This window comes from Pseudomonas parakoreensis (assembly GCF_021602155.1).
Classification (GTDB): domain Bacteria; phylum Pseudomonadota; class Gammaproteobacteria; order Pseudomonadales; family Pseudomonadaceae; genus Aquipseudomonas; species Aquipseudomonas parakoreensis.
Window position 1 is genome coordinate 285,484 of sequence record NZ_BQHY01000003.1, and the last position, 22,098, is coordinate 307,581.

Consider the following 22,098-nt stretch of genomic DNA (forward strand, 5'->3'; position numbering starts at 1 on the left):
TGTAAATACTGAACGCTGTCGCCATGATAACGCTCAATATTCTTACAACATCAGGAGGCTCCCGCCTTGGACGTCGGTGAACGACTGCAATCGATCCGCAAGCTCAAAGGGCTTTCCCAGCGTGAACTCGCCAAACGCGCGGGCGTCACCAACAGCACCATTTCGATGATCGAAAAGAACAGCGTCAGCCCTTCGATCAGTTCGCTGAGGAAGGTACTGGGCGGGATTCCCATGTCCATGGTCGAGTTCTTTTCCGAAGAAATCCTGCAGGAAGTCCCGACCCAGATCGTCTACAAGGCCAACGAGCTGATCGACATCTCCGACGGCGCGGTGACCATGAAGCTGGTCGGCCGCGCGCACCCGAGCCGGGCCATCGCATTCCTCAACGAAATCTACCCGCCCGGCGCCGATACCGGCGAAGAAATGCTCACCCATGAAGGCGAGGAAACCGGGATTCTGGTGGAAGGTCGTCTGGAACTGGTGGTGGGGCTGGAAACTTTTATTCTCGAAGCCGGCGACAGCTACTATTTTGAAAGTACCAAGCCGCACCGTTTCCGTAATCCGTTCGACGCGCCTGCGCGACTAATCAGCGCAGCCACGCCGGCGAATTTTTAAACACAGAGGCGCCAGGCCATGGCGGCGAAGGCATCCGAAGAGTTTTTCCACTGCGCGGTATAACCCCTTCGACTATGGGGTTGTTTCAGTGTGGCGGGCTACCCGCTATACTTGCGCCCGCCTGCGAACCGTGGCCGCAGGCGTGAATAGCCACCATTGAGGGTGAACGCGTGAACCTAATTATGAAAATGCTGGCCGCACCAGCAACCGTACTGGCCCTCTGGGCTGTCAGCGCTCAAGCTGCGACGAATGACGACATTGCCAAGCGCCTCGAGCCAGTGGGCCAGGTGTGCGTTCAGGGGCAGGAATGCAAAGGAATGGAAGTCGCTGCCTCTGCGGGCGGCGGCGGTGGTGCGAAGACCCCGGATGAAGTGATTGCAAAACATTGCAACGCTTGCCACGGCGCGGGTCTGCTGGGCGCACCGAAAATCGGTGACACCGCCGCCTGGAAAGACCGCGCCGATCATCAGGGCGGCCTCGACGGCATCCTGGCCAAAGCCATCACCGGCATCAACTCCATGCCGCCGAAAGGCACTTGCGCCGATTGCTCGGATGACGAGTTGAAAGGCGCGATCCAGAAGATGTCCGGCCTGAAATAAGCCGCGCTTCTGACGAAAAAAACCGTCTTCGGACGGTTTTTTTGTGCCTGCGATTCGCGACGTGGGCTGTCCTTTGCAGCAAAGTCGAGGCAAGCTCGGTCTACCTCTATTCACGGAACGGGCAGGAGGCTACAGATGGTGCAGTTGTGTTCGATCGAACAGGCAGTGGACGAGGTGCTCGCACGCTTGCCGGCGCATATCCACATGGGCATGCCGCTGGGGCTGGGCAAGCCCAATCACTTCGTCAACGCGCTGTACCGGCGCATCAAAGGCCTGCCCGAACGGCAACTGACGATGTACACCGCGCTGTGCCTGGGGCGGCCGACGCTGGGCGACGGTCTGCAGAAGCGCTTCATCGAACCCTTCGTCGAGCGTGTATTCGGTGATTACCCCGAATTCGATTTCCTCGCCGACCTGCGCCGCGACAGCCTGCCCGCCAACATCCGCATCGAACAGTTCTTCATGCAGCCCGGCAGCTTGCTCAACAGCGCGCCGGCCCAGCAGGATTACGTCAGCAGCAACTACAGCCACGCCGCCCGCGACATCAATGCCGCCGGCCTCAATCTGGTGGCGCAGTTACTTGCCAGCAGCAGCGAACATCCCGATCGGTTGAGCCTGAGCTGCAACCCGGACATCACCCTCGACCTGCTGCCGATGATCGCCAAGCGCCGCGATGCCGGGGAGACCATTCTGCTGGTCGGCCAGGTGCACACCGACCTGCCGTACATGCCCGGCGATGCCGAAGTCGATATCGACACCTTCGACCTGCTGATCGACGCAAAGGACAGCAGCACGCTGTTTTCCACGCCGAACATGCCGGTGGGCTTTCAGGATCATTTCATCGGTTTGCATGCCAGCACGCTGGTGCGCGACGGCGGCACCTTGCAGATCGGCATCGGTTCGATGGGTGATGCACTGACCGCCGCACTGCTGGCGCGGCAGGCGGACAACGCCGGTTACCAAGCCTTGCTCAATGACATCAATCTCAGCCAGTGGGCGCAATTGATCGAACGCGAGGGCGGCACCACGCCATTCGCCAAAGGCCTGTATGGCTGCAGTGAGATGTTCGTCAATGGTTTGCTGGTGCTGGCCGATGCCGGGATCATCCGGCGCAAGGTCTACCCCGACGTACAGACTCAGGAGCAGGCCAACGCCGGCACCCTCGATGAGTCGGCGCAGACCGATGGCATCTCGGTGCACGGCGGCTTTTTCCTCGGCCCGCGCAGTTTCTATGAGCGCCTGCGCGAGTTACCGCAGAGCAAGCGCCTCGAATTCAACATGACCCGCATCAGCTACATCAACGAGCTGTACGGTCAGGAAGAGCTCAAGCGCTTGCAGCGCCTCGATGCCCGGTTCATCAACACCGTATTCACCATGACCCTGATGGGCGCGGGTGTGGCCGATCAACTGGAAGACGGGCGGGTACTCAGCGGCGTCGGCGGGCAATACAACTTCGTCGCCCAAGGCCACGCGCTGCACGATGCGCGCTCGATTCTGATCCTGCGCAGCTGGCGCGAGTCCGGCGGCGAGGTCAGTTCGAACATTGTCTGGGAGTACGGCCACTGCACGATTCCACGGCACCTGCGTGACATCGTGGTCACCGAGTACGGCATCGCCGACCTGCGCGGCAAGTCCGATGCGGTGGTGATCGAGTCGTTGCTCAATATCAGCGATTCACGCTTCCAGCCGGGGCTGATCGAGCAGGCACAGAAGGTCGGCAAGCTGCCGAAGGACTTCCGCCTCGATCCGCGATTTGCCGACAACACCCCGCAACGCTTGCAGGCCATTGCCGCAAAGCATCCGAACCTGTTTCCGGAGTATCCGCTGGGTTGTGATTTCACCGCGATCGAGCGCGATCTGTTGCGAGCGCTGAACTGGCTGAAAAGTAAGTTCAAGCTGAGTGAGATCCTGGAATTGGGCAAGGCTGCGCTGGATGCGCCGGAGGCTTCGACGTTCCCCGAACACCTTGAACGTATGCAGCTGACCAATCCGGAAGGCTTGAAGGAAGACCTGTTCCAGCGCCTGCTGCTCACCGGCCTGAAGGCCACCGCGCAATAAAAAACGACAAAAAACTGTGGGAGCGGGCTTGCCCGCGATGGCGGTGTATCAGTCAACGTGGATGTTGAAGGATAGGTCGCCATCGCTGGCAAGCCAGCTCCCACAGGAATTGCGGTGTATTCGCGTCTTTCAGCCGTTACTCGATGAAGGTGACGACACCATCCTTCAGCGACTTCACGCGAGCCAGCGATTCAACGCGATAGCCCTGCGAGTCCAGCTCGGCACGCCCACCCTGGAATGACTTCTCGATCACGATGCCCAGACCGGCAACCGTGGCGCCAGCCTGTTTGATGATCGAGATCAGCGCCTGCGAAGCCTTACCGTTGGCCAGGAAGTCGTCGATGATCAGCACGCGGTCGCTGCTGGTCAGGTGACGCGGGGAGATGGCCACGGTGCTTTCGGTCTTCTTGGTGAACGAGTAAACGGTCGCCGACAGCAGGTTTTCGGTCAGGGTCAGGGACTGTTGCTTGCGGGCGAAGATCACCGGCACGCCGAGGTTCAGACCGGTCATGATCGCCGGGGCAATGCCCGAGGCTTCGATGGTGACGATCTTGGTGATGCCCGAATCCTTGAACAGCGTGGCGAATTCGTCGCCGATCAGCTTCATCAGGGCCGGGTCGATCTGGTGGTTCAGGAAGGCGTCGACCTTCAGGACCTGGTCGGAAAGCACGATGCCTTGTTCGCGGATTTTCTGGTGCAATGCTTCCATGAAGCTGTCCTCATTTGGCGCTTTGTGCGCCGAAGGTCTAGTAAAAAGTGGTCAATTCTAGCGCTTTAACATCGCGCGTATATCAGCCAGTGCGCTGTTGCCCCGCACGGCTTTGACTTCGGTCGGTGTGTCGTCGTTGCCTTCCCACGCCAGATCGTCCGGCGGCAGTTCATCGAGGAAGCGGCTGGGCGCGCAATCGATGATCTCGCCGTACTGTTTGCGTTTGGCAGCGAAGGTGAAGGCCAGGGTCTGACGCGCGCGGGTGATGCCCACGTAGGCCAGGCGGCGTTCCTCTTCGATGGTGTCGGCTTCGATGCTGGAGCGGTGCGGAAGGATTTCCTCTTCCATGCCCATGATGAACACGTAAGGGAATTCCAGGCCCTTGGACGCATGCAGGGTCATCATCTGCACGCCTTCGGCGCCGTCCTCTTCTTCCTGCTGACGCTCGAGCATGTCGCGCAGGACCAGTTTGCCGATGGCGTCTTCGACGGTCATCTCGCCGTCTTCGTCTTTTTCCAGGGTGTTCTTCAAGGCCTCGATCAGGAACCAGACGTTGCTCATCCGGTAGTCCGCAGCCTTGTCGCTGGAACTGTTGGTACGCAGCCAGTTCTCGTAGTCGATGTCCATGACCATGCTGCGCAGGGCCGAGATCGGGTCTTCGCCGGCGCACTGTTCACGGACCTTGTCCATAAAGCGTTTGAAGCGCGACAGGCGATCGGTGAAGCGGCTGTCCAGATGCTCGCCCAGACCGATTTCGTCAGTGGCGGCGTACATCGAGATCTTGCGTTCGGTGGCGTAGTTGCCGAGTTTTTCCAGGGTCGTGGAGCCGATTTCCCGACGCGGCACGTTGATCACCCGCAGGAAGGCGTTGTCGTCATCCGGGTTCACGATCAGGCGGAAGTAGGCCATCAGGTCCTTCACTTCCTGACGCCCGAAGAAACTGTTGCCGCCGCTCAGGCGATACGGCACTTGGTGATGCTGCAACTTCAGTTCGATCAGCTTGGCCTGGTAGTTGCCGCGATAGAGAATCGCAAAATCGCTGTACGGGCGGTCGGTACGCAAGTGCAGGCTGAGGATTTCCATGGCCACGCGCTCGGCTTCGGCGTCCTCGTTGCGGCAGCGGATCACGCGGATCTCGTCGCCGTGGCCCATCTCACTCCACAGCTGCTTTTCGAATTCGTGCGGGTTGTTCGAGATCAGCACGTTGGCGCAGCGCAGGATGCGGCTGGTGGAGCGGTAGTTCTGCTCCAGCATCACCACTTTCAGCGACGGATAGTCGTCCTTGAGCAGCATCAGGTTTTCCGGCCGCGCGCCGCGCCAGGCGTAGATCGACTGGTCGTCGTCGCCCACCACGGTGAACTGGTTGCGCTTGCCGATGAGCATTTTCACCAGCAGGTACTGGCTGGCGTTGGTGTCCTGGTATTCGTCGACCAGCAGGTAACGCACCTTGTTCTGCCACTTTTCGAGAATGTCGGCGTGCTCTTCGAAGAGCTTTACCGGCAGCAGGATCAGGTCGTCGAAGTCCACCGCGTTGAACGCTTTGAGTGTGCGCTGGTAGTGGGTGTAAACGATGGCAGCGGTCTGTTCCTTGGGATTGCGCGCGTTTTCCAGCGCCTGGGCCGGCAGGATCAGGTCGTTTTTCCAGGCGCCGATCATGTTCTTGATCTCGTCGACGCCGTCGTCGCCTGCGTATTCCTTTTGCATGATGTCGGTCATCAGGGCTTTGACGTCGGTCTCGTCGAAGATCGAGAAACCGGGTTTGTAGCCCAGCCGCGCATGCTCCTTGCGGATGATGTTCAGGCCCAGGTTGTGGAAGGTGCAGACCGTCAGGCCGCGACCTTCACCGGCACGCAGCAGGGTGCCGACCCGCTCCTTCATCTCGCGCGCAGCCTTGTTGGTAAAGGTCATGGCGACGATGTACTGGGCGCGGATGCCGCAGTTCTGGATCAGGTGCGCAATCTTGCGGGTGATCACGCTGGTCTTGCCGGAGCCAGCGCCGGCGAGCACCAATAGAGGGCCGCCGACGTAGTTCACGGCTTCTTGCTGCCGGGGATTGAGTCGGGACATACGAAAATTCGGGAGTCGTTGACGAAATGGGCCGGCATTTTAACAGGCTCAGCGATTTGTGCTGCTCTCTCCGACTTGTGACGCACCACGCGATTCAAATTTGCCGGTTTTGTTACTTTCGCGGAGGATACACGGTGATTTTGCGGCTAATGTTCTCATTCGTGACACAAAATAACGTTCTGATAATCGTTGTCATTGAGCATCGCAACGGCATAATGCCCCGCCCACATCATTGCAGAGTCTAGGGAGCTAGCTTGTCTACGCCTGTCGAACCCTTGCGTTTGCTGCTACTGGCCGAAGAGCCAGCGTGGACAGCGTTATTGCGCGAGTGTCTGGCTCCGATGGGGAGCGCGGCGGTGCTGATCAGCGCGCCGAGCTGGGAGTCGGTCAGCAGTCTGTTCGAAGACAATCGCCACGCGGTGTTATTGACCGTTCCCGCGTTGCAGCCGGCCCCGGGCCGTTGCAGCCTGCCGACGGTGTTGCTGCTGGAGCACGAACCCGCCACTGCGCCGGTGGGTGTCAGTGACTGGCTGGTGTTTGACGCGCTTGACGCCGGCATGCTGCGCCGCTGCCTGCGCCACGTGCGTGAACGCGGCGTGCTGGAAAACACCCTGCAACGCCTGGCCGAACAGGATCCGCTGACCGGCATCGCCAACCGTCAGGGCTTCCAGACCCTGCTCGCGGCGCGTCTGGCGGAAAACGACGGCCGTGGCCTGGCCCTCGGGCATCTCGATCTCGACAACTTCCGCCACGCCAACGACGCCCTCGGCCATCAGGCCGGCGACCGGCTGATCCTGCAGGTCGTTGCGCGGCTGAAAAGCCAGCTCGAGGCCGGTGATCAACTGGCGCGGCTGGGCAGCGACGAATTTGCCTTGCTGATCGACACTCGCCGTGCGCCACAACGCGCCGAGTGGATGGCCGAACGCATCACCGAAGCCTTGTCCGAGCCGTATTGGGTCGATGGCGAAAGCCTGTTGATCGGCTCCAGCCTCGGCATCGCTCATGCCCGCGCACAAGGTGGCGCCGATCCGCTGATGTGGCATGCGCACATCGCCATGCAGCAGGCCAAGAGCACCCAGGGCTGCACGTTCCATATCTTCAACGAACGCATCAACCGCAACGCGCGGAGCATGGCCGACCTCGAAAGCGAACTGCGCCGGGCCTTGCGTCGTGATGAGCTGGAGTTGCACTACCAGCCACGCCTGAATCTGGCGGACGGGCAAATCGTCGGCCTTGAAGCGCTGGTGCGCTGGCGTCATGGCGAGCGTGGTCTGCTGCCGCCGAGCGAATTCGTGCCGCTGGCTGAACAAAGCGGTTTGATCGTGCCGCTGGGTTATTGGGTGATTTCCCGCGCCCTGCGTGACATGCAGGCGCTGCGCGAACGCGGGCTGCCTGCGCTGCACATGGCAATCAACCTGTCATTCCGCCAGTTTCAGGACAGTCAGTTGCTGCCGACGCTCAGTCGGCTGATTGCCGAGCGTGGGGTCGAGGCGCAGTGGCTGGAATTCGAACTCACCGAAACCGCCGTGATGCGCCGCAGCGATCTGGTCAAACAGACCATGGATGCCCTCGGCCGCCTCGGCGTGCGCTTCTCGCTGGATGACTTCGGCACCGGGTTCTCATCGTTCGTGCACCTCAACAGCCTGCCGATCACCTTGCTGAAGATCGACAAGAGCTTCGTCGGCGGCATGGAGCAGCGCGAAGAGAACCGCAAACTGGTGCACGCAATGATCAACCTCGCGCACAACCTGCATCTGGAAGTGGTGGCCGAAGGCGTGGAAACACCGGAACAGCTGGAGTTGTTGCGCGGCTTTGGCTGCGACCAGGTGCAGGGGTATCTGATCAGCCGGCCGTTGCCGTTGGCGGAGTTGGTTGAGTACCTGACGTTTGGCTCAAGCCAGCAGGTTTCTGTGGAGGCCGTTTAAAAGATCGCAGCCTGCGGCAGCTCCTACACAAATCCCTGTAGGAGCTGCCGAAGGCTGCGATCTTTTGATCCTAATCTGCGCGAACGGCCTCAAACCTCTGTGACACAGGCTCCAGCCGGATCATCCGCTTCATCTTCCATTCAAACGCCAGCGTCAGGCTCACCGCCGCACACGCCAGCCCCAGCGCCAGCCCCCACCAGACGCCCGTTGGCCCCCAATACAGGTGAAACGCCATCCACCACGCCGCCGGCGCGCCGATCAGCCAATAGCAACCGAGGCCGACCAGAAACGTGGTTTTAGCGTCCTTGAGTCCACGGATACAGCCCATGGCAATCGTCTGTGTACCATCGAACAGCTCAAACCATGCCGCCACCGCCAGCAGGCTCACCGCCAGGCGGATCACCTCGGCAAACGCCGGGTCGTGGTGATCGAGGAACAACCCGACCAGTTGATTCGGCAACAGCCAGAACACCATGGCGAAACCCAGCATCACCACTGCGCCGAAGACGATGCCGACCCGGCCGGACATGCGTGCATCGCTCAGTTGCTCGGCGCCGTAGTGCTGGCCGACGCGCATGGTGATCGCATAAGACATCCCCGCCGGTACCATGAACGCTACCGAAACGATTTGCAGGGCAATCTGGTGTGCGCCCAGTTGCGTGCTGCCCATGGTACCCATGCACAGCGCGGCGAAGGCGAACAAACCGACCTCCACGGCATAGGTGCCGCCAATCGGCAGGCCGAGTCGCCACAGTTCTTTCAGATACTGACGATTTGGCCGCGACAGGCCGGCGCGCAACGGGTAAGCGTCGTAGGCCGGGTGCCGACGGATGTGCCAGGCCAGCGCCAGCGCCATGCAGTTGGCAACGATTGCCGTGACCAGTCCGATGCCGGTCAGCCCCAGTTTCGGCAGGCCGAACAGGCCGGTGATCAGCGCGTAATTGAGCAGGAAGTTGGCCACGGTGCCGCCCAGGCTGATGACCATCACCGGCGTCGCCCGGCCGATCGCACTGGTAAAGCCGCGCAGGGCCATGAAGCTCAGATAGCCGGGCAGGGCAAAGGGCAGGGCGATGAGGAATTGCCCGGCGGCCTGGACGTTGGTTTCGGTTTGGCCGAACAGCAGTAACACCGGTTTCAGATTCCACAGCAGCAGCCCGGCGCCCAGCGCCATCAGCCATGCCAGCCATAATCCGGCCTGAGTCAGGCGGGCCGCGCCGATGATGTCACCGGCGCCCTGCCGGATCGCCACCAAGGTGCCGACCGCCGCGATCACGCCGATGCAGAAAATCGACACGAACGAATAACTTGCCGCGCCCAGTCCGCCACCGGCCAGCGCCTCGGGACTCAGGCGCGCCATCATCAGCGTGTCGGTCAGCACCATCAGCATGTGCGCCAACTGTGAAGCAATCAACGGCCCCGCCAGCCGCAGGATGGCCCAGAGTTCGGTACGCACAGGATGCTGCATGGTCATCACCACCCATTTATCAAAGGGAACACGAGACCGTCGATTCTCGGCGCTTGGCAGGGTTTGCACAAAAGGATAAAAAGGATGGGTGGCATGATTAAAACTCATCATGAGGACACCCCGTCGGGTTGACCGGATGCCGCTAAAGGAGCTCTGTGTATGTCCCGTCGTCTTCCACCCTTGTATGCCCTGCGCGCATTCGAAGCGGCGGCGCGGCACAGCTCGTTCACCCGGGCGGCCGAGGAGTTGTCGATCACCCAGAGTGCCGTCAGCCGGCACATCAAGACGCTGGAAGAGCATTTCGCCTGCAAGCTGTTTCACCGCAGCGGACGCAACCTGCAACTGACGGAATCGGCGCGGATGTTGTTGCCCGGCATTCGCGAGGGCTTTGCAGCCCTTGAGCGCGCCTGCAACACCTTGCGCGCCGAGGACGACATCCTGCGCATGAAAGCGCCATCGACCCTGACCATGCGCTGGCTGCTGGCGCGACTCAGTCGTTTCCGCCATCTGCAACCGGGTAACGAAGTGCAACTGACCAGTGCGTGGATGGACGTGGATTCGGTGGATTTCAACAATGAGCCATTCGATTGCGCGGTACTGCTCAGTGACGGGCACTTCCCGCCGGACTGGGAGGCCAGCCTGCTGTTTCCCGAAGAACTGATCCCGGTCGGCGCGCCGAACCTGCTGAACGATCAACCCTGGGACGTGGCGCGGCTGGCCTCCACCGAGTTGCTGCACCCGACCCCGGACCGGCGTGACTGGCGCAGTTGGCTGGAGCACATGGGGCTGTCCGATCAGGTCTCGCTCAAGGGTGGGCAGGTGTTCGATACCCTCGAACTGGGCATGATCGCTGCCGCCCGAGGCTATGGGGTGTCGATGGGGGATCTGTTGATGGTCGCCGAGGATGTGGCGCAGGGCCGCTTGAGCCTGCCGTGGCCGACTGCCGTCGCCAGTGGCCTGAATTACTACCTGGTATGGCCGAAAACCCGTCCGGGAGGTGAACGTTTGCGCCGTCTCAGTGATTTTCTGCAAGGCGAAGTGCGCGCCATGGTGCTGCCGCAGGTCAAGCGCTTGAGCTGAAACGTTAGAGCCGCCACAATGCCGGCCTTGCGCCATAACCCCGCTATTTACTCAAGTATTCGGTTTAACCGCCGAAAATGAGCATGTGGGACCGTCGTGCCGGTCTCCACGATTCCACCCCCATTATTAGAATTTTCCGAGCAGGTGCTGCGATCAAGGAGGATCCGGTGGCTCGGCCAGGAGCTGTTCATGTCTCAACCTCGCGCTCGGATCGCTTCGCAGCTGGGCCTCGCGCTCGCTGTGATATTGGCGATCGTCATCAGCGGCAGTACGGTATTCGCCCTGCGTTCGCTGGATTCCGCCAATCTCGCCACCCGTGAAGAACACCTCGCCAGTGAGGCGAGGCTGCTGGCTGACCAGTTGAGCACCTTCCACGGCACGCTGCGCGAGAGCACGCAGCGCCTGAGCGGGTTGTTTGAGAAGCGTTTCAGCGCGGGCCTGAGCATTCACCCGGATGAACCGGTGAACGTCGCCGGCACCCAGACCCCGGGCCTGCACCTGGGCAGTGAAGTGCTGAACAACAACTTCAAGGAAGTCGACGAGTTCAAGCAGATGACCGCTGGTGTCGCCACGCTGTTCGTGCGCAGCGGCGAAGATTTCGTGCGCGTCAGCACCTCGCTGACCAAACAGGACGGCACGCGCGCCATCGGCACTTTGCTCGATCATGCGCACCCCGCCTATGCCAGGTTGATGGCGGGGCAGGGCTACGTCGGCCGTGCCTTGTTGTTCGATCGTTCCTACATGACCCAATACACCCCGGTGCGCGACAGCAGCGGCAAGGTGATTGCGGTGTTGTTCGTTGGTTTTGACTACACCGATGCGCAGAACGCCCAGTTTGCCAATCTCAAGCGTTTCCGCATCGGCCAGACTGGTTCGTTGGCGCTGCTGGATGAGCAGAATAAATGGCTGGTGGCGCCGGCCGGCGTGCAAGCGCTGGATCAGGCCGTTCCGGTGATCAAGGGGCTGGCGGCGAAACCGGGCAAGGGTGAGTTCTGGAGCGACACCTCTGAAGACTTTTACAGCATTGCTGTTCCGTTCGAGGGCGGGCCTTGGTCGGTGGTGGCGAGCATGCCGAAAACCGAGATCCGCGCGGTGACCTGGAGTGTCGGTACGCAACTGGCTATCGGCAGTCTGCTGGCGATGTTGTTGGCGGTCGGTTCGGTGGTCTGGCTGCTGCGCAGCAAACTGGCGCCATTGAGCGATCTGGTACGTCAGGCCGAAGCCTTGGGCGCCGGTGATCTGAGCGTGCGCCTGAACGTGTCGAGCAATGACGAGATCGGCCAGCTGTCCCGCGCGTTCAACCAGATGAGCCAGGCGCTGTCGACCATGGTCGAGCACATCCGCCGCGCCTCGCAAGAGGTCAACAGCCGCGCCCAGGCACTATCCGGTTTGTCCGGTGGTGCGTACGAAGGCATGGAACAGCAGTCCGGCGAAATCACCAGCATGGCCGGCGCGGTGGAAGAGTTCAGCGCGACCTCGCTGAACATTGCCGACAACATGGGCGCGACTCAGCGTCTGGCGCAGGAAAATGCCCAGCAAACGCAGATCGGTCGCAGCTCGATGGAAGAAGCTTCGTCCTCGCTGGAACAAATCGCTGGCGCGCTGAACACCACGGCGTCCGTGATCAACACGCTGGGTCAACGCTCTCAGGAAATTGGCGGCATCGTCAGCGTGATCACTTCGATTGCCGAACAGACCAACCTGCTGGCGCTCAACGCGGCGATTGAAGCGGCGCGGGCCGGTGAACAGGGCCGTGGTTTTGCTGTGGTGGCTGATGAAGTGCGCAACCTGGCGTCGCGCACCCGTCAGGCGACCGATGAAATTTCCGGGATGATCCACAGCATCCAGCAGGAAACCGGCAACGCCATCAGCACCATGGAGCAGGGCAATGTGCTGATGCAGGAAGGCCTGTCGCGCAACGCCAATGTGGCCTCGGCGCTGGCGCGGATCGATGAACAGAGCCGTTCGGCAGGGCAGCAGTTTGCGGCGATTACCACGGCGACGCAGGAGCAGAGCAGCACGGCGACGCTGCTCAGCAGCAATCTGCAGAGTATTGCGCTGGCCAACAGCGAGCAGCGTGAAGTGGTTTCCAACCTCGCGGTCACCGCCAAAGAGCTTGAAAAGCTAGCGGCGGATCTGCGTTCCGAGGTTGATCGCTTCCGTTGATTCGGCCTTGATATAGCTTTCGCGAGCAGGCTCGCTCCCACAGTTTCCGGGGTCGCTCATAAATCGTTTGAGCACCCGAATACTCTGTGGGAGCGAGCCTGCTCGCGAATGCAACGCCGCCGATCCATGGCAAATCACTCTATATGTCCTCATCTTTTCTTGCTGAAACGTTTCCGCAGCGCTATAAAAATGGCACAACTCCAATAAAGGCTGCTGCAATGACCCTGCTCAAACTCACCGTTGCCCTCGGCGCACTCTCTGCTGCTTCCCACGCCATGGCTTGGGATTACGTACTCCTCGATACCAACAAGCCCGCGCAAAACTGGACGATCACCAGTGAGCAGCTCGGGGTGAAAACCGGCAAACCTTTCTCCATAAGCCTGCGCACCCTGCACGGTGGGCGACAGGAAGGTGTCAGCATCGTCGATATCGATAACGGCACGATGAAACTCTCGGTGGTGCCAACCCGTGGCATGAATGTCCTGCAGGCGTCTGTCGGCAACGTGCGCATGGGTTGGGATTCGCCGGTCAAGGACGTGGTCAACCCGGCCTTCATCGAACTCAATGGGCGCGGAGGTCTGGGCTGGCTGGAAGGCTTCAATGAACTGGTGACCCGCTGCGGTTACGAATGGGTCGGCCATCCCGGCATGGACAATGGTGAGTTGCTGACCCTGCACGGCCGCGCTGCCAATACCCCAGCCAGCAGCGTCACGCTGCACATCGATGAAAAACCACCCTATGCCATCAGCCTGCGCGGCGAACTGAAAGAGCAGGCGTTCAAGAAAGTCGATTTTTCGGTGATGACCGAGCTTGTCACTGAGCCCGGCAGCACCCGTTTTGCCCTTAACGATACGCTGACCAATAACGGCGATTATCCGAAGGAATACCAGGCGCTGTACCACAGCAATTTCAGCACGCCATTCCTCGAGCAGGGCGCGCGGTTCGCAGCACCGGTGAAACAGGTCTCGCCCTTCAACGACAAGGCCAAAGCCGAGTTGGCGGACTGGCAGACCTATCGCGGGCCGACCAAGGACTATGACGAAACCGTCTACAACGTCATACCTTACGCCGACGCCAAAGGCGAAACCCTGACCGTGCTGCATGACAAGGCTGGCAGCCTCGGTGTCTCCGTCGGCTTCAATACCCGGCAGCTGCCGGTATTTTCTCTGTGGAAAAACACCGACACCCAAGGGCAAGGCTATGTCACGGGCCTTGAACCGGGCACCAGTTTTTCCTACAACCGCCGCTATCAGCGTCCGCTGAACCTAGTACCGATCATTGCGCCAAAGGCCAGCCAACAGTTTCAGATCAGCTACAGCCTGCTGGCAGACAAAAGCGCTGTGGATAACGCATTGAAGCGCGTGACCGAGATTCAGGCCGGGCGCGAAACCGAAGTACGGCAGGCGCCGCTGGTGGATTTGACCGAGCATTAAGGCGTTGCCGGGCGGTATTGCAGCGCCTCGGCCAAGTGCTCACGCTTGATCGCATCCACTTGCTCAAGGTCCGCCAGCGTGCGCGCAACCTTGAGCAAGCGATGTGCCGAACGCAGTGAGAGTGTCAGCCGTTCACAGGCTGACTCGAGCCATTTCTCATCGGCTGTGGATAACTGGCAGTGCCGCTTGAGCGCCGGTAGATCAAGAAAGGCGTTGGCACAACGCTGGCGCTTTTGCTGGCGTTCTCGTGCCTCGGCCACCACGGCTGCCGCACTGGCACTGTCCTCGCCCGGTTTGACCAATGGATTCAGCGCCGTTGCCTCCCGCGCCACCGTCAGGTGCAGATCGATCCGATCCAGCAACGGCCCCGAGAGCTTGTTACGGTAGCGCTGCACCATGTCTGGTGTACACGAACACTTGCCGCTCGGTTCGCCCAGATATCCACACCGCGACCGGCAACATTACAACCTATGGACACCCCGTGACGCCTTTACAGTCGAGGGTTGTAAAGTGTTCAGTTGTGTCCATGGTAAGTTTACTAAAGCGTGGACAAAAATCCATAATTTGTCCGTAGTCATCTAATCTGCTTGAGATGCGTTCAATCTGACGAGCCAATTGGGAGGCCTTTGATCCGCGCCTCCAATGGGTCTAAAAGATCGGGGAGAAATTATTCGTTGTTTAGGCTAAACCTTCTTCCTTGAGCTTAAGCATAATTGACGGTTCTGGAACATTTAAAAGTATGCTCTCGATAACTACGCCACGCCTAAGTCGATTGATGCGGTCATTGGATGCTTGAAGTGCAGCCTTATAATAAATTGAATGAATTGTTGGCTCACTTACTGAGGATGATTCGACTTGATTATAAAACTGGCTTAGGGATTCAATTACGAATGAAGGTGTCAGTGGCGTACCATCAAGATTCAATATTCGGTCAATCTCGACAAACAACGTGAAGAGATCAGCTTTTTTCCAAGCTCGTGATTTATTGTCGATGCCACACTCTTCAATGAAAGCTATTGTTTTTTCCGCACGAGTATTTATTTCTTGCTCCAGCGGAAAGTCATCGTTGTAGCGACTTAATAAATCTTCAAATTCATCATCACGATTAAAATAGCCATGCATCATAGTGCCAACGAGTGATAGGGCATAGCGCAAATCCCCCATGCGCTTATAGTCAAGTGCATTAAAAACATTATGCGAAGTGAAGAACTGGTGGGCGGCCAATTTGTCACAGTAGCTCTTCATCTTCCCGCTATAGAGTGCGTTGTTTACTTCGATATCTAGCAGCGAGTATTTTGTTGCGTTAAGTCGCTTGAATGCTTCAATAATTTGTGCCTTGCTTATCGATCCCAGATCTCGTACTGCTACGTCATACTGAAGAAATTCCTTTTTTTGATCATCCCCTAGATCTTTATAGGGAGGAACAATAGTTAGGGGTAAATTCGAGTCTCCGTCAAAGTACTGAACTAGAGTGCTGACTCGCTGCAAGCCATCAACGAGAAGTTGCGTTCCTTGGCTGGTTTCGAGATTTACCTCCCCGTCTGCAAGGTAAATTTCAGGGAACGGGAATCCTTGAAGTACGCTGTCGATAAAATGATTCTTGTCGTCTCTTGACCAAACAAGTCGGCGCTGAAACTCAGGTCTTGGTATGAGTTTCTGCTCCTTCACCATAGTGATGAGCTCTCTGATTTTTTTGTTAGTTGGTGAAGTTTTCATAAGATCTCCAATGCGTTTTTGCAAGCCTTAATGCCGCGTGCTTGGTATTTTGCTATAAATTCTGTATTGCGATAGAGTGCGCCACTTATTTTTCGTCGATCGAGAAAACGATCAGAACCCAGTGATTTTATTTTGTCGTTCCAACGGTCATATCGATGGAGCCTCGCCTCTCTAGGGAAATGATCTGGTCGAAGCCATCCATAAACTAAGTAATCGCCAAGGTTTCCAAATCGCGACGGCATCCAGGGCTGCGCAACAGCAAATGACGACAACTCGTCCCAAACAAGGTCAAAAAGTTCGGCAGATGTGAATGCTATATCTATATCGGAGTCCCGGTTGAATTCGCGAAACGCTGGCAATGCGGCGCGATCTCTTCGGTTTTTCTTAAAAAGCCCATAACCTAATTTGGCAGAGCCGACCACATAAACTTCTTCAGGTAAAATGTTAACTCCAGTAGCTTGGGAGACACTCTGTCTAATATGATCTATTTGGTCTTGCCTAAAGTGTTTGCAATGACCATTCAATATATGATCTTTGACGAAGTCTTCAGGTTCGCTAGTAAGAATGGCATCTTTGAGTTGCGCTAAATCCATATGCGTTCAAACTCGTTGCATTTAAATTGCCCAATGATACCACCTTTATAGGGCTTGGTCTTAAGCCATCAAGGATGACCGCTGCCACCGCTATGAGTCGACGGCGGCCAGCGTCTGACCTTCGCTTTTTGGCCCTTCTCTGCCGGGCATGGTTACGAAGCGTGCCGGTTCAATGGGTGGTCAGATCGGATGCAAGCGGGTGGTCAAGTGGAGTGCAATTTAGCAACCTGAATTGGACTCACATTTTTCGGCCCAGCTAAAGCTCTCAAACGCTCATTCTCGATCGTTAATTCAAGAATTCGCGCGTCAGCTTCTGCCAGAATACTAAGTGCCAAATCACGCTGGGCCTTGATTGCCTCCATCCTATCCCTGAGTTCTCTATTGCGAATTCGCTGGGATGACATGGCTTGCCGAGCGGTAGGAGTATGAGTCTCAGTGTTATTGTTTACCCAGCTTTGGATCTCAGCTACAAGTTCCGGAAAACGCGCTTTTTTTAACGCGGAAGGGTCCAGACCTGCTTCTCGCGCTACATTGTTTTGGCTTAGAGCAACTCCTTTGTGTAATAAGTTTGGCTTGCCTGTTTTCAGTCGGTTAAACGCTTCGCGAAATGCGATTTCAGCGCGGTTCTTCTTAGGTTCAATTGGTTTCGAGAGCATTGATAGCGTTCTCCACGCCGCGTAGCTGTGCTTGCAAAGAATCACGGAGAGGCGATTCAGAGGGTGCAGAGTTCAAGTTAATGTTAACTACTTTTAAAAGTTTTTGAAGTTGTGGCATCTTTGTTCTATCAAACAAAGCATCATTGCAAGGTGCTTTGCCATCCCCTCCGCCGCAACGCGCGACGTGTTCTACGCCTCCAAATGGGCACGGATCTGGATTTGTACAGCCTCCTAGAAGAGTGGCCTTATAGTGTATTTTTCCAGATTTTGCCGCTGCAATAAGTTCTTTATGATCTTTATCACTGATTATTCTCAAGATCTCTGACTTTCTTCGTTCGCCATGTGGACTGACGAATCGGTGCGATTGTAATTGCTTGAATTCAATCGCGATTGTTTCATACATTGCATTGATAAATTCCAGGCGGGAATTTTCATTTAGACCGAAATGTAGATACCTATGCCCTTGTTTATAGTATCGCGACATGGCACGGGTCGCATGCTTCAACTGGTACTGAATCGAAGCATCACTGACTAATCCGGAAGCGCCCATGTTTACAGCGCCCGTACGCCTTAGTTGATGCCACGCAAATATCCATGGTTTTCCCACGTCGTAAATTTTTGGATCTAACGTGGGAGTAACCATCAATGCAATTTCCAAGTCTGCTTTGGTTATAGTCAGCTCATGAGCGTCGAATAGTTTCGGGTAGGCCTTGGTCAACGCATAATAACTGGGCGTGGTGGGCCTGATCATTAGTGGCTGGTGCAGGTGCTTTACCTGACGTCTCCAAGGCTCGTATGGGCGTAGATATAGATAGGGGTTATCTTTATCCTCCGTTGTAAGTGGGATTTTTGGATTAGCAGCAGCAGTTACCATGCGTAGGCGTGCAATCAACGATAGCGCATCTACTGCCAGCACTGCTGATGGCGAGGTTATCCATCGTGCACTATCATCTTGTATTGTCTTAGTTGTCGCTCCTTGTAAAATATATACATTCTCTGTTGTTAGCTCGTCGAGTTCCTCAACCAAACATTTTGAGCGCAGGGAAAATGCTTCATCTTTCCGCATTAAAGAATAGTTCATCAGATAAGCGGTGCCGACGAGAGATATAAAAGTAAAATACGTTGAAAGCGTTGTCATTCCACCAGAGTCAACTTTTGTCAACCAGCGCTGAAGTAGGTCATATACTTTGAATCGTTTTGCAATTTCTGTGAATGCCCCAGGAAACACTGCTCCTGTATTACTGCCTGTCAATCTCTGATTTTTGCTATTGAATGGCTTACGAGTTTCGGGTAGCTCTGTGGTGCATGCTTCGGTTAAAGACCCTGCGTTGTGCGCGTAGGCATCGAGGCAAAAGTTAAAGCAATCTTCGATTTGTTTAGCGTTTTTTAAAAAGTCTTCCAGGCAATGTTTCAACCGACCAAGTTGATAGAGCCAGATACGCGGCGGTATGTATTCGGTCTGAAAGGTTTCCGGCTGAACGACACTATTTGCGTATTCTCGCAAGGAGCTTGGATCCATAAGATAGAAGCCGAGTTCCTCGCGATGGTCCCAGATATCGTGGGAAGTACTTATAATTTGATTTGCGCTGAAAGATCCTAACGAAGAAGGAAGTAACTCCAGCAGACGGGGAAACCGTACCAGATCTACCGCATAAACTTTGTGTATTGAGCAGAATACAAATAAACCCCTGAGATCAGTGAAAATATTCACGTATGTCCTAGCGCTGCGCCTTTTGCCCGGCCTGTAAAGATACCAAAACATTATTAAACGGAGAATTCTGCTGTTATCTGGCGTAATTCCTGGATCGTCACGGCGCAGAACACCGTCCCCGAAATTTAAGCGAGTCACTTTTCTACACCATGGGGTAAAATCCCAAATTGAATCTCCGAAGCGACTCACTACCTTTCCGGACGCATCCTTTACGACCGGGAAGTCGTCAGATGGTGGCCAAGTCGGAAGGTCATAATTAGCACTCTCATTTTTGAGTACAACGCTTTCGACCGCAATGCCACTTACTACCATAGTAGAGTTCATGCGCCGACCTCCATCAATTGAATAAACCCGTCAAACATCGGGTGGTATCTTCCTTCCCGTATGCGGTTCATGGCTTCCTCAACCCAGCTATTTTGTGTTTCATCGGAAGATTTAAAATATTCAATCTTGTTATTAATTCTTTCAATTAATTTTGCAGCAGGGTGTGAGCTGTTATCCATCGATTTGAATTGCTCTAGCTCTAATGTTTTGCAATATCGATAACTGGCTAGTGACCATACGTAATCTTGGTTTTGCATATCCCGATGAAAGTCACAAAACATGCATCCTGCTGGATTTACGCAGTCTGGCGTAGGTGCTTCAGTAGCCGCTCCGAGGATAAGTTTTGGTGCGCGCATAATGTCTATGCACAAGCCCGGTCCAGGAGGCGTGATAGCGCTTTCGGTCAGACTATGAAATCTCGCTATGCCCGAAACGGCAGATTGGTGATGTGGCTTTTCATAAACCCTGATTAGAGTTTCCTCGGTGTGCTGTGCCATCTCTGCTGTCAGCTTCGGATCGTTGCTTCGCCTTAATAACCAGTTAATACGAGTATTTCGAAGTGCTCTAGGTTTAAACATCTCCACACCTAGAATCTTACATCGGGCGGATATTGCTTGGAAGTTCGGTGCTTTGCTGCCTGCTGGAATTTGATATTTAGGTAGGCGCGGGAACAGTCTGCCATCGTTTGGAAATAGTTCGTCGACCCAGTCGATATATTCTTTGAAGAGGTGCCGATACTCTCGAAAGATTCGAAAAAGTGCTTCGCCTTTTTTTCTCGATTTGTATGTTCGAAAGACGGTTACATCGTCACCAATTGTTTGGAATCGAAATTTTTCACGCTTTAATCTGAATGCTTCACTCAGATTTATGCCGGTTTGAGCGATAAATAAAAGTAACTCAGATTCTATCCGAAGATTAATAAGCGGATTTCTTCGATCTGTCACTTGATGACTAGCGAGAGCTTTACGCAGTTCAAGAATTGCCGCGACTTCTGCGTTTGTTCTTGTGGAGTTGATAAGGTCATTTTCAGATTGATGGTTGGTCAACCCGCACCATTCTTCGAGCATGCGACCTTTGGGCAAATAAATTTTCACCGGTAACGGCCCGCGTATCGTTGCTGTGTTTAAAGTGTTCCTGAGGGCTAGCAACATGGATCCGAACTCGAAAGTTGAATCTAGATTCTGCTTGTCTGCTTGAATGCCTAGCACTCGTTTCTTCTGATTTGGCGCAAATAGAGCTGTTTTACTAAGTAGGCCATTTTTGAGATATAGGACTTTTGAGGTTAAACGGTCTACGTTTCGTGCAATTCTATACGCGGACATCTGTGCGATATCACGTTTGACATTCACGCGATGTAGTAACTCCCCGACCCAGAGATGGAAGTTATGCGGAAGTTCTTGTTCCGTGATCGCTTTACCTTCTACGTCACACCATTTGTAGAAGTCTCTGAGGCTTTCTATGCGATTCATTACGGTAACCTGTGATAGGCCCCTATGAAGATCGGCGGTAAGCATTTCATGAAACTTTTGCACTAGGGCCAACCTATTTTCAAGAATGGCCCCTAAAGCTTCACTGGTGGCCAAACTTTCGAATCTATGGCGAGGTGTGCCGGCGCCTCCGCGATAGAGCAGGCATTGAAGGTCATGCGGGGTGGCGTGTGTTCCGTAAGCTATTTTAGGAAAGGTTAGATTATGAAGAATATTTATCATGCTTTGTTTCTCAAGGGATCTAAGCCGAGAAACTTACGAGTGAACTCATTGGCTGCCTCGCTCATTGCGGCGGTCGCCTCTACGAATTTTATGTATTTCAGCGTCGTGCTTTCATCTTTATGAAGTAGCAAGCTTTTAACTATGTCAATAGCCATGCTCACGCTTCCATATTTAATAATTACTCGTGCTAACTCAGTAGCGAAGGTGCACCGTGTCTGGTGAAAACGAAAATTGTTAAATGCTTCCATGTTCGCTGCTATGCCAAGTTTGCGCAATCTCCCAAGCTCCACATTGATGCTTTTGCTTGATTCCACGCCTTTATGGCCGTATAGCTCACCATAACGTGTTAGGAATACGTGCTCGCTGTTTTCTAAGCAAGCCTTAGCTTTTCGCTTTAGCCTTCTCGGGCTTTGAATGTATGAGCGCAACGCAGCTAGATCGCCTTCGCTTATTATTACTTGTCCAGTAACTCCAAATTTAGTGTGGACTGTGGGGTGGGCCCCTGGCCCTACGGCCAAACAGTAGAAACCCAAAACTAGGGGTGACGGAACCGCTCTGTTAATTGTAGCGACTTTAAGATCAGTCAATGTTCCGATACGCATGCCAGTTCCAAATCCAAGTTGGAGCATCAGTGCGAGCTCTTCACTAGCGTACTTTCTAGCAAAGCTCAGCATTCCGGCCACTTCACTAGAGGCGACTGGGAAAAGTCCATCCTCAAGATTGTATTCTTTGGATTTTCTATTAGGTATTGCTAGGTCGGTAGTCTCCACAGACATTGTTCTCTCGAGCCCGAACTTGTCGTTAAGACGTACCCCAATTTGCCTATCGTTCCACATCGGCCATTCGGGAGACAGAAGGCGCATCGCCTGAAGCCATCTGTAAAATCTGATTACAGCGTTCATTCGTTTTTGGGCAGTAGAAGGTGCAAGTTCGGAGTGCTCAAGCGAATCAATCAGGAACCCCCGAAATCTGACCAAGCACCGCTCAGACTCACGGGCAGGGAAATGCCACCAGGCGGTGTTTTCTGCTTCTAGCCATTTAGCATATGCGTGGATGTGTGTCATTGCAGACCACACAGTTTTAATATTTGATTTCTTATTTTTAGCTTTTTCCAACGCCCAGAGGTTGGCTTCTCGCCAAGGTGTGTTGTTTGCCCACATTATCTGCGGGAGTGTTTCGATAATTTTTGTATTTCTCACCTGCCACGTAACCTTTTGGGTTGCTACCTCCGGCCGGTGCGGAACGTATCGAATAGTCTCAAGTGTCGCCATG

At 55.5% G+C, this 22,098-nt stretch carries 16 protein-coding genes and 1 pseudogene; 7 read left to right on the plus strand and 10 right to left on the minus strand.

Annotated elements, in window-relative coordinates:
* Nucleotides 1-66 precede the first annotated feature (66 nt).
* From L6D63_RS06050 to L6D63_RS06060, 3 genes are all read left to right on the plus strand, one after another.
* The gene (locus tag L6D63_RS06050) at nt 67-615 is read left to right on the plus strand and encodes a cupin domain-containing protein (protein ID WP_007920393.1); all 549 of its coding nucleotides are present in this window, start codon (nt 67-69) and stop codon (nt 613-615) included.
* A gap of 182 nt (nt 616-797) precedes the next feature.
* On the plus strand, nt 798-1,214 hold the full coding sequence (locus L6D63_RS06055; protein WP_131670812.1) for a c-type cytochrome: 417 nt from the start codon (nt 798-800) through the stop codon (nt 1,212-1,214).
* A gap of 135 nt (nt 1,215-1,349) precedes the next feature.
* Nucleotides 1,350-3,272 (plus strand): acetyl-CoA hydrolase/transferase C-terminal domain-containing protein, encoded by a 1,923-nt coding sequence (locus L6D63_RS06060; protein ID WP_131670732.1) that lies wholly within the window; start codon nt 1,350-1,352, stop codon nt 3,270-3,272.
* 136 nt (nt 3,273-3,408) lie between these two features.
* On the opposite strand, the gene L6D63_RS06065 is transcribed toward L6D63_RS06060, so the two are convergent.
* Complete coding sequence (locus L6D63_RS06065; protein WP_003229440.1) at nt 3,409-3,981, minus strand: xanthine phosphoribosyltransferase; 573 nt, start codon at nt 3,979-3,981, stop codon at nt 3,409-3,411.
* 57 nt (nt 3,982-4,038) lie between these two features.
* Complete coding sequence (gene rep / locus L6D63_RS06070; protein ID WP_027610430.1) at nt 4,039-6,048, minus strand: DNA helicase Rep; 2,010 nt, start codon at nt 6,046-6,048, stop codon at nt 4,039-4,041.
* A 254-nt stretch (nt 6,049-6,302) separates the two neighbouring features.
* Between rep and L6D63_RS06075 the strand changes: the two genes are divergently transcribed.
* Nucleotides 6,303-7,973, plus strand: coding sequence for a putative bifunctional diguanylate cyclase/phosphodiesterase (locus L6D63_RS06075; RefSeq protein WP_041071967.1), 1,671 nt, complete (start codon nt 6,303-6,305; stop codon nt 7,971-7,973).
* A 70-nt stretch (nt 7,974-8,043) separates the two neighbouring features.
* Here the strand turns inward: L6D63_RS06075 and L6D63_RS06080 are convergent, their stop codons facing one another.
* Nucleotides 8,044-9,438 carry a NorM family multidrug efflux MATE transporter gene (locus L6D63_RS06080; protein ID WP_131670731.1) on the minus strand — a complete coding sequence of 465 codons (1,395 nt, stop codon included), beginning with the start codon at nt 9,436-9,438 and terminating at the stop codon, nt 8,044-8,046.
* Between the two features lie 159 nt (nt 9,439-9,597).
* Here L6D63_RS06080 and L6D63_RS06085 point away from each other — a divergent pair, with 159 nt between their 5' ends.
* The 3 genes from L6D63_RS06085 to L6D63_RS06095 all read left to right on the plus strand — a co-directional run bounded on the left by L6D63_RS06085 (nt 9,598) and on the right by L6D63_RS06095 (nt 14,117).
* Nucleotides 9,598-10,518, plus strand: a complete 921-nt coding sequence (locus L6D63_RS06085) for a LysR substrate-binding domain-containing protein (protein ID WP_047297266.1) — start codon at nt 9,598-9,600, stop codon at nt 10,516-10,518.
* Nucleotides 10,519-10,707: 189 nt separating this feature from the next.
* Nucleotides 10,708-12,684: a methyl-accepting chemotaxis protein gene (locus L6D63_RS06090; RefSeq protein ID WP_095668026.1), complete on the plus strand. Its 1,977-nt coding sequence runs from the start codon at nt 10,708-10,710 to the stop codon at nt 12,682-12,684.
* A 218-nt stretch (nt 12,685-12,902) separates the two neighbouring features.
* Nucleotides 12,903-14,117: an aldose 1-epimerase family protein gene (locus tag L6D63_RS06095; protein WP_131670730.1), complete on the plus strand. Its 1,215-nt coding sequence runs from the start codon at nt 12,903-12,905 to the stop codon at nt 14,115-14,117.
* Here the strand turns inward: L6D63_RS06095 and L6D63_RS06100 are convergent.
* The 7 genes and pseudogenes from L6D63_RS06100 to L6D63_RS06130 form a co-directional block, all read right to left on the minus strand.
* Nucleotides 14,114-14,563, minus strand: a pseudogene (locus L6D63_RS06100) (magnesium chelatase subunit ChlI family protein); the annotation flags it as partial. The gene L6D63_RS06095 and the pseudogene L6D63_RS06100 overlap by 4 nt on opposite strands.
* A gap of 232 nt (nt 14,564-14,795) precedes the next feature.
* Entirely contained in the window at nt 14,796-15,833 is a 1,038-nt protein-coding gene (locus tag L6D63_RS06105; protein ID WP_050499458.1) for a DUF262 domain-containing protein, read from the minus strand.
* Nucleotides 15,830-16,426 carry a hypothetical protein gene (locus L6D63_RS06110; RefSeq protein WP_156995559.1) on the minus strand — a complete coding sequence of 199 codons (597 nt, stop codon included), beginning with the start codon at nt 16,424-16,426 and terminating at the stop codon, nt 15,830-15,832. The genes L6D63_RS06105 and L6D63_RS06110 overlap by 4 nt, the downstream gene beginning before the upstream one ends.
* Before the next feature lie 203 nt (nt 16,427-16,629).
* Nucleotides 16,630-17,082: a hypothetical protein gene (locus L6D63_RS06115; protein WP_084570998.1), complete on the minus strand. Its 453-nt coding sequence runs from the start codon at nt 17,080-17,082 to the stop codon at nt 16,630-16,632.
* Nucleotides 17,063-19,117: a hypothetical protein gene (locus tag L6D63_RS06120; RefSeq protein ID WP_156995560.1), complete on the minus strand. Its 2,055-nt coding sequence runs from the start codon at nt 19,115-19,117 to the stop codon at nt 17,063-17,065. The genes L6D63_RS06115 and L6D63_RS06120 overlap by 20 nt, the downstream gene beginning before the upstream one ends.
* Nucleotides 19,114-20,826 (minus strand): site-specific integrase, encoded by a 1,713-nt coding sequence (locus L6D63_RS06125; RefSeq protein WP_032894555.1) that lies wholly within the window; start codon nt 20,824-20,826, stop codon nt 19,114-19,116. Before L6D63_RS06125 ends, L6D63_RS06120 begins: the two co-directional genes overlap by 4 nt.
* On the minus strand, nt 20,823-22,097 hold the full coding sequence (locus L6D63_RS06130; protein WP_032894556.1) for a site-specific integrase: 1,275 nt from the start codon (nt 22,095-22,097) through the stop codon (nt 20,823-20,825). The genes L6D63_RS06125 and L6D63_RS06130 overlap by 4 nt, the downstream gene beginning before the upstream one ends.
* Nucleotide 22,098: the final 1 nt, after the last annotated feature.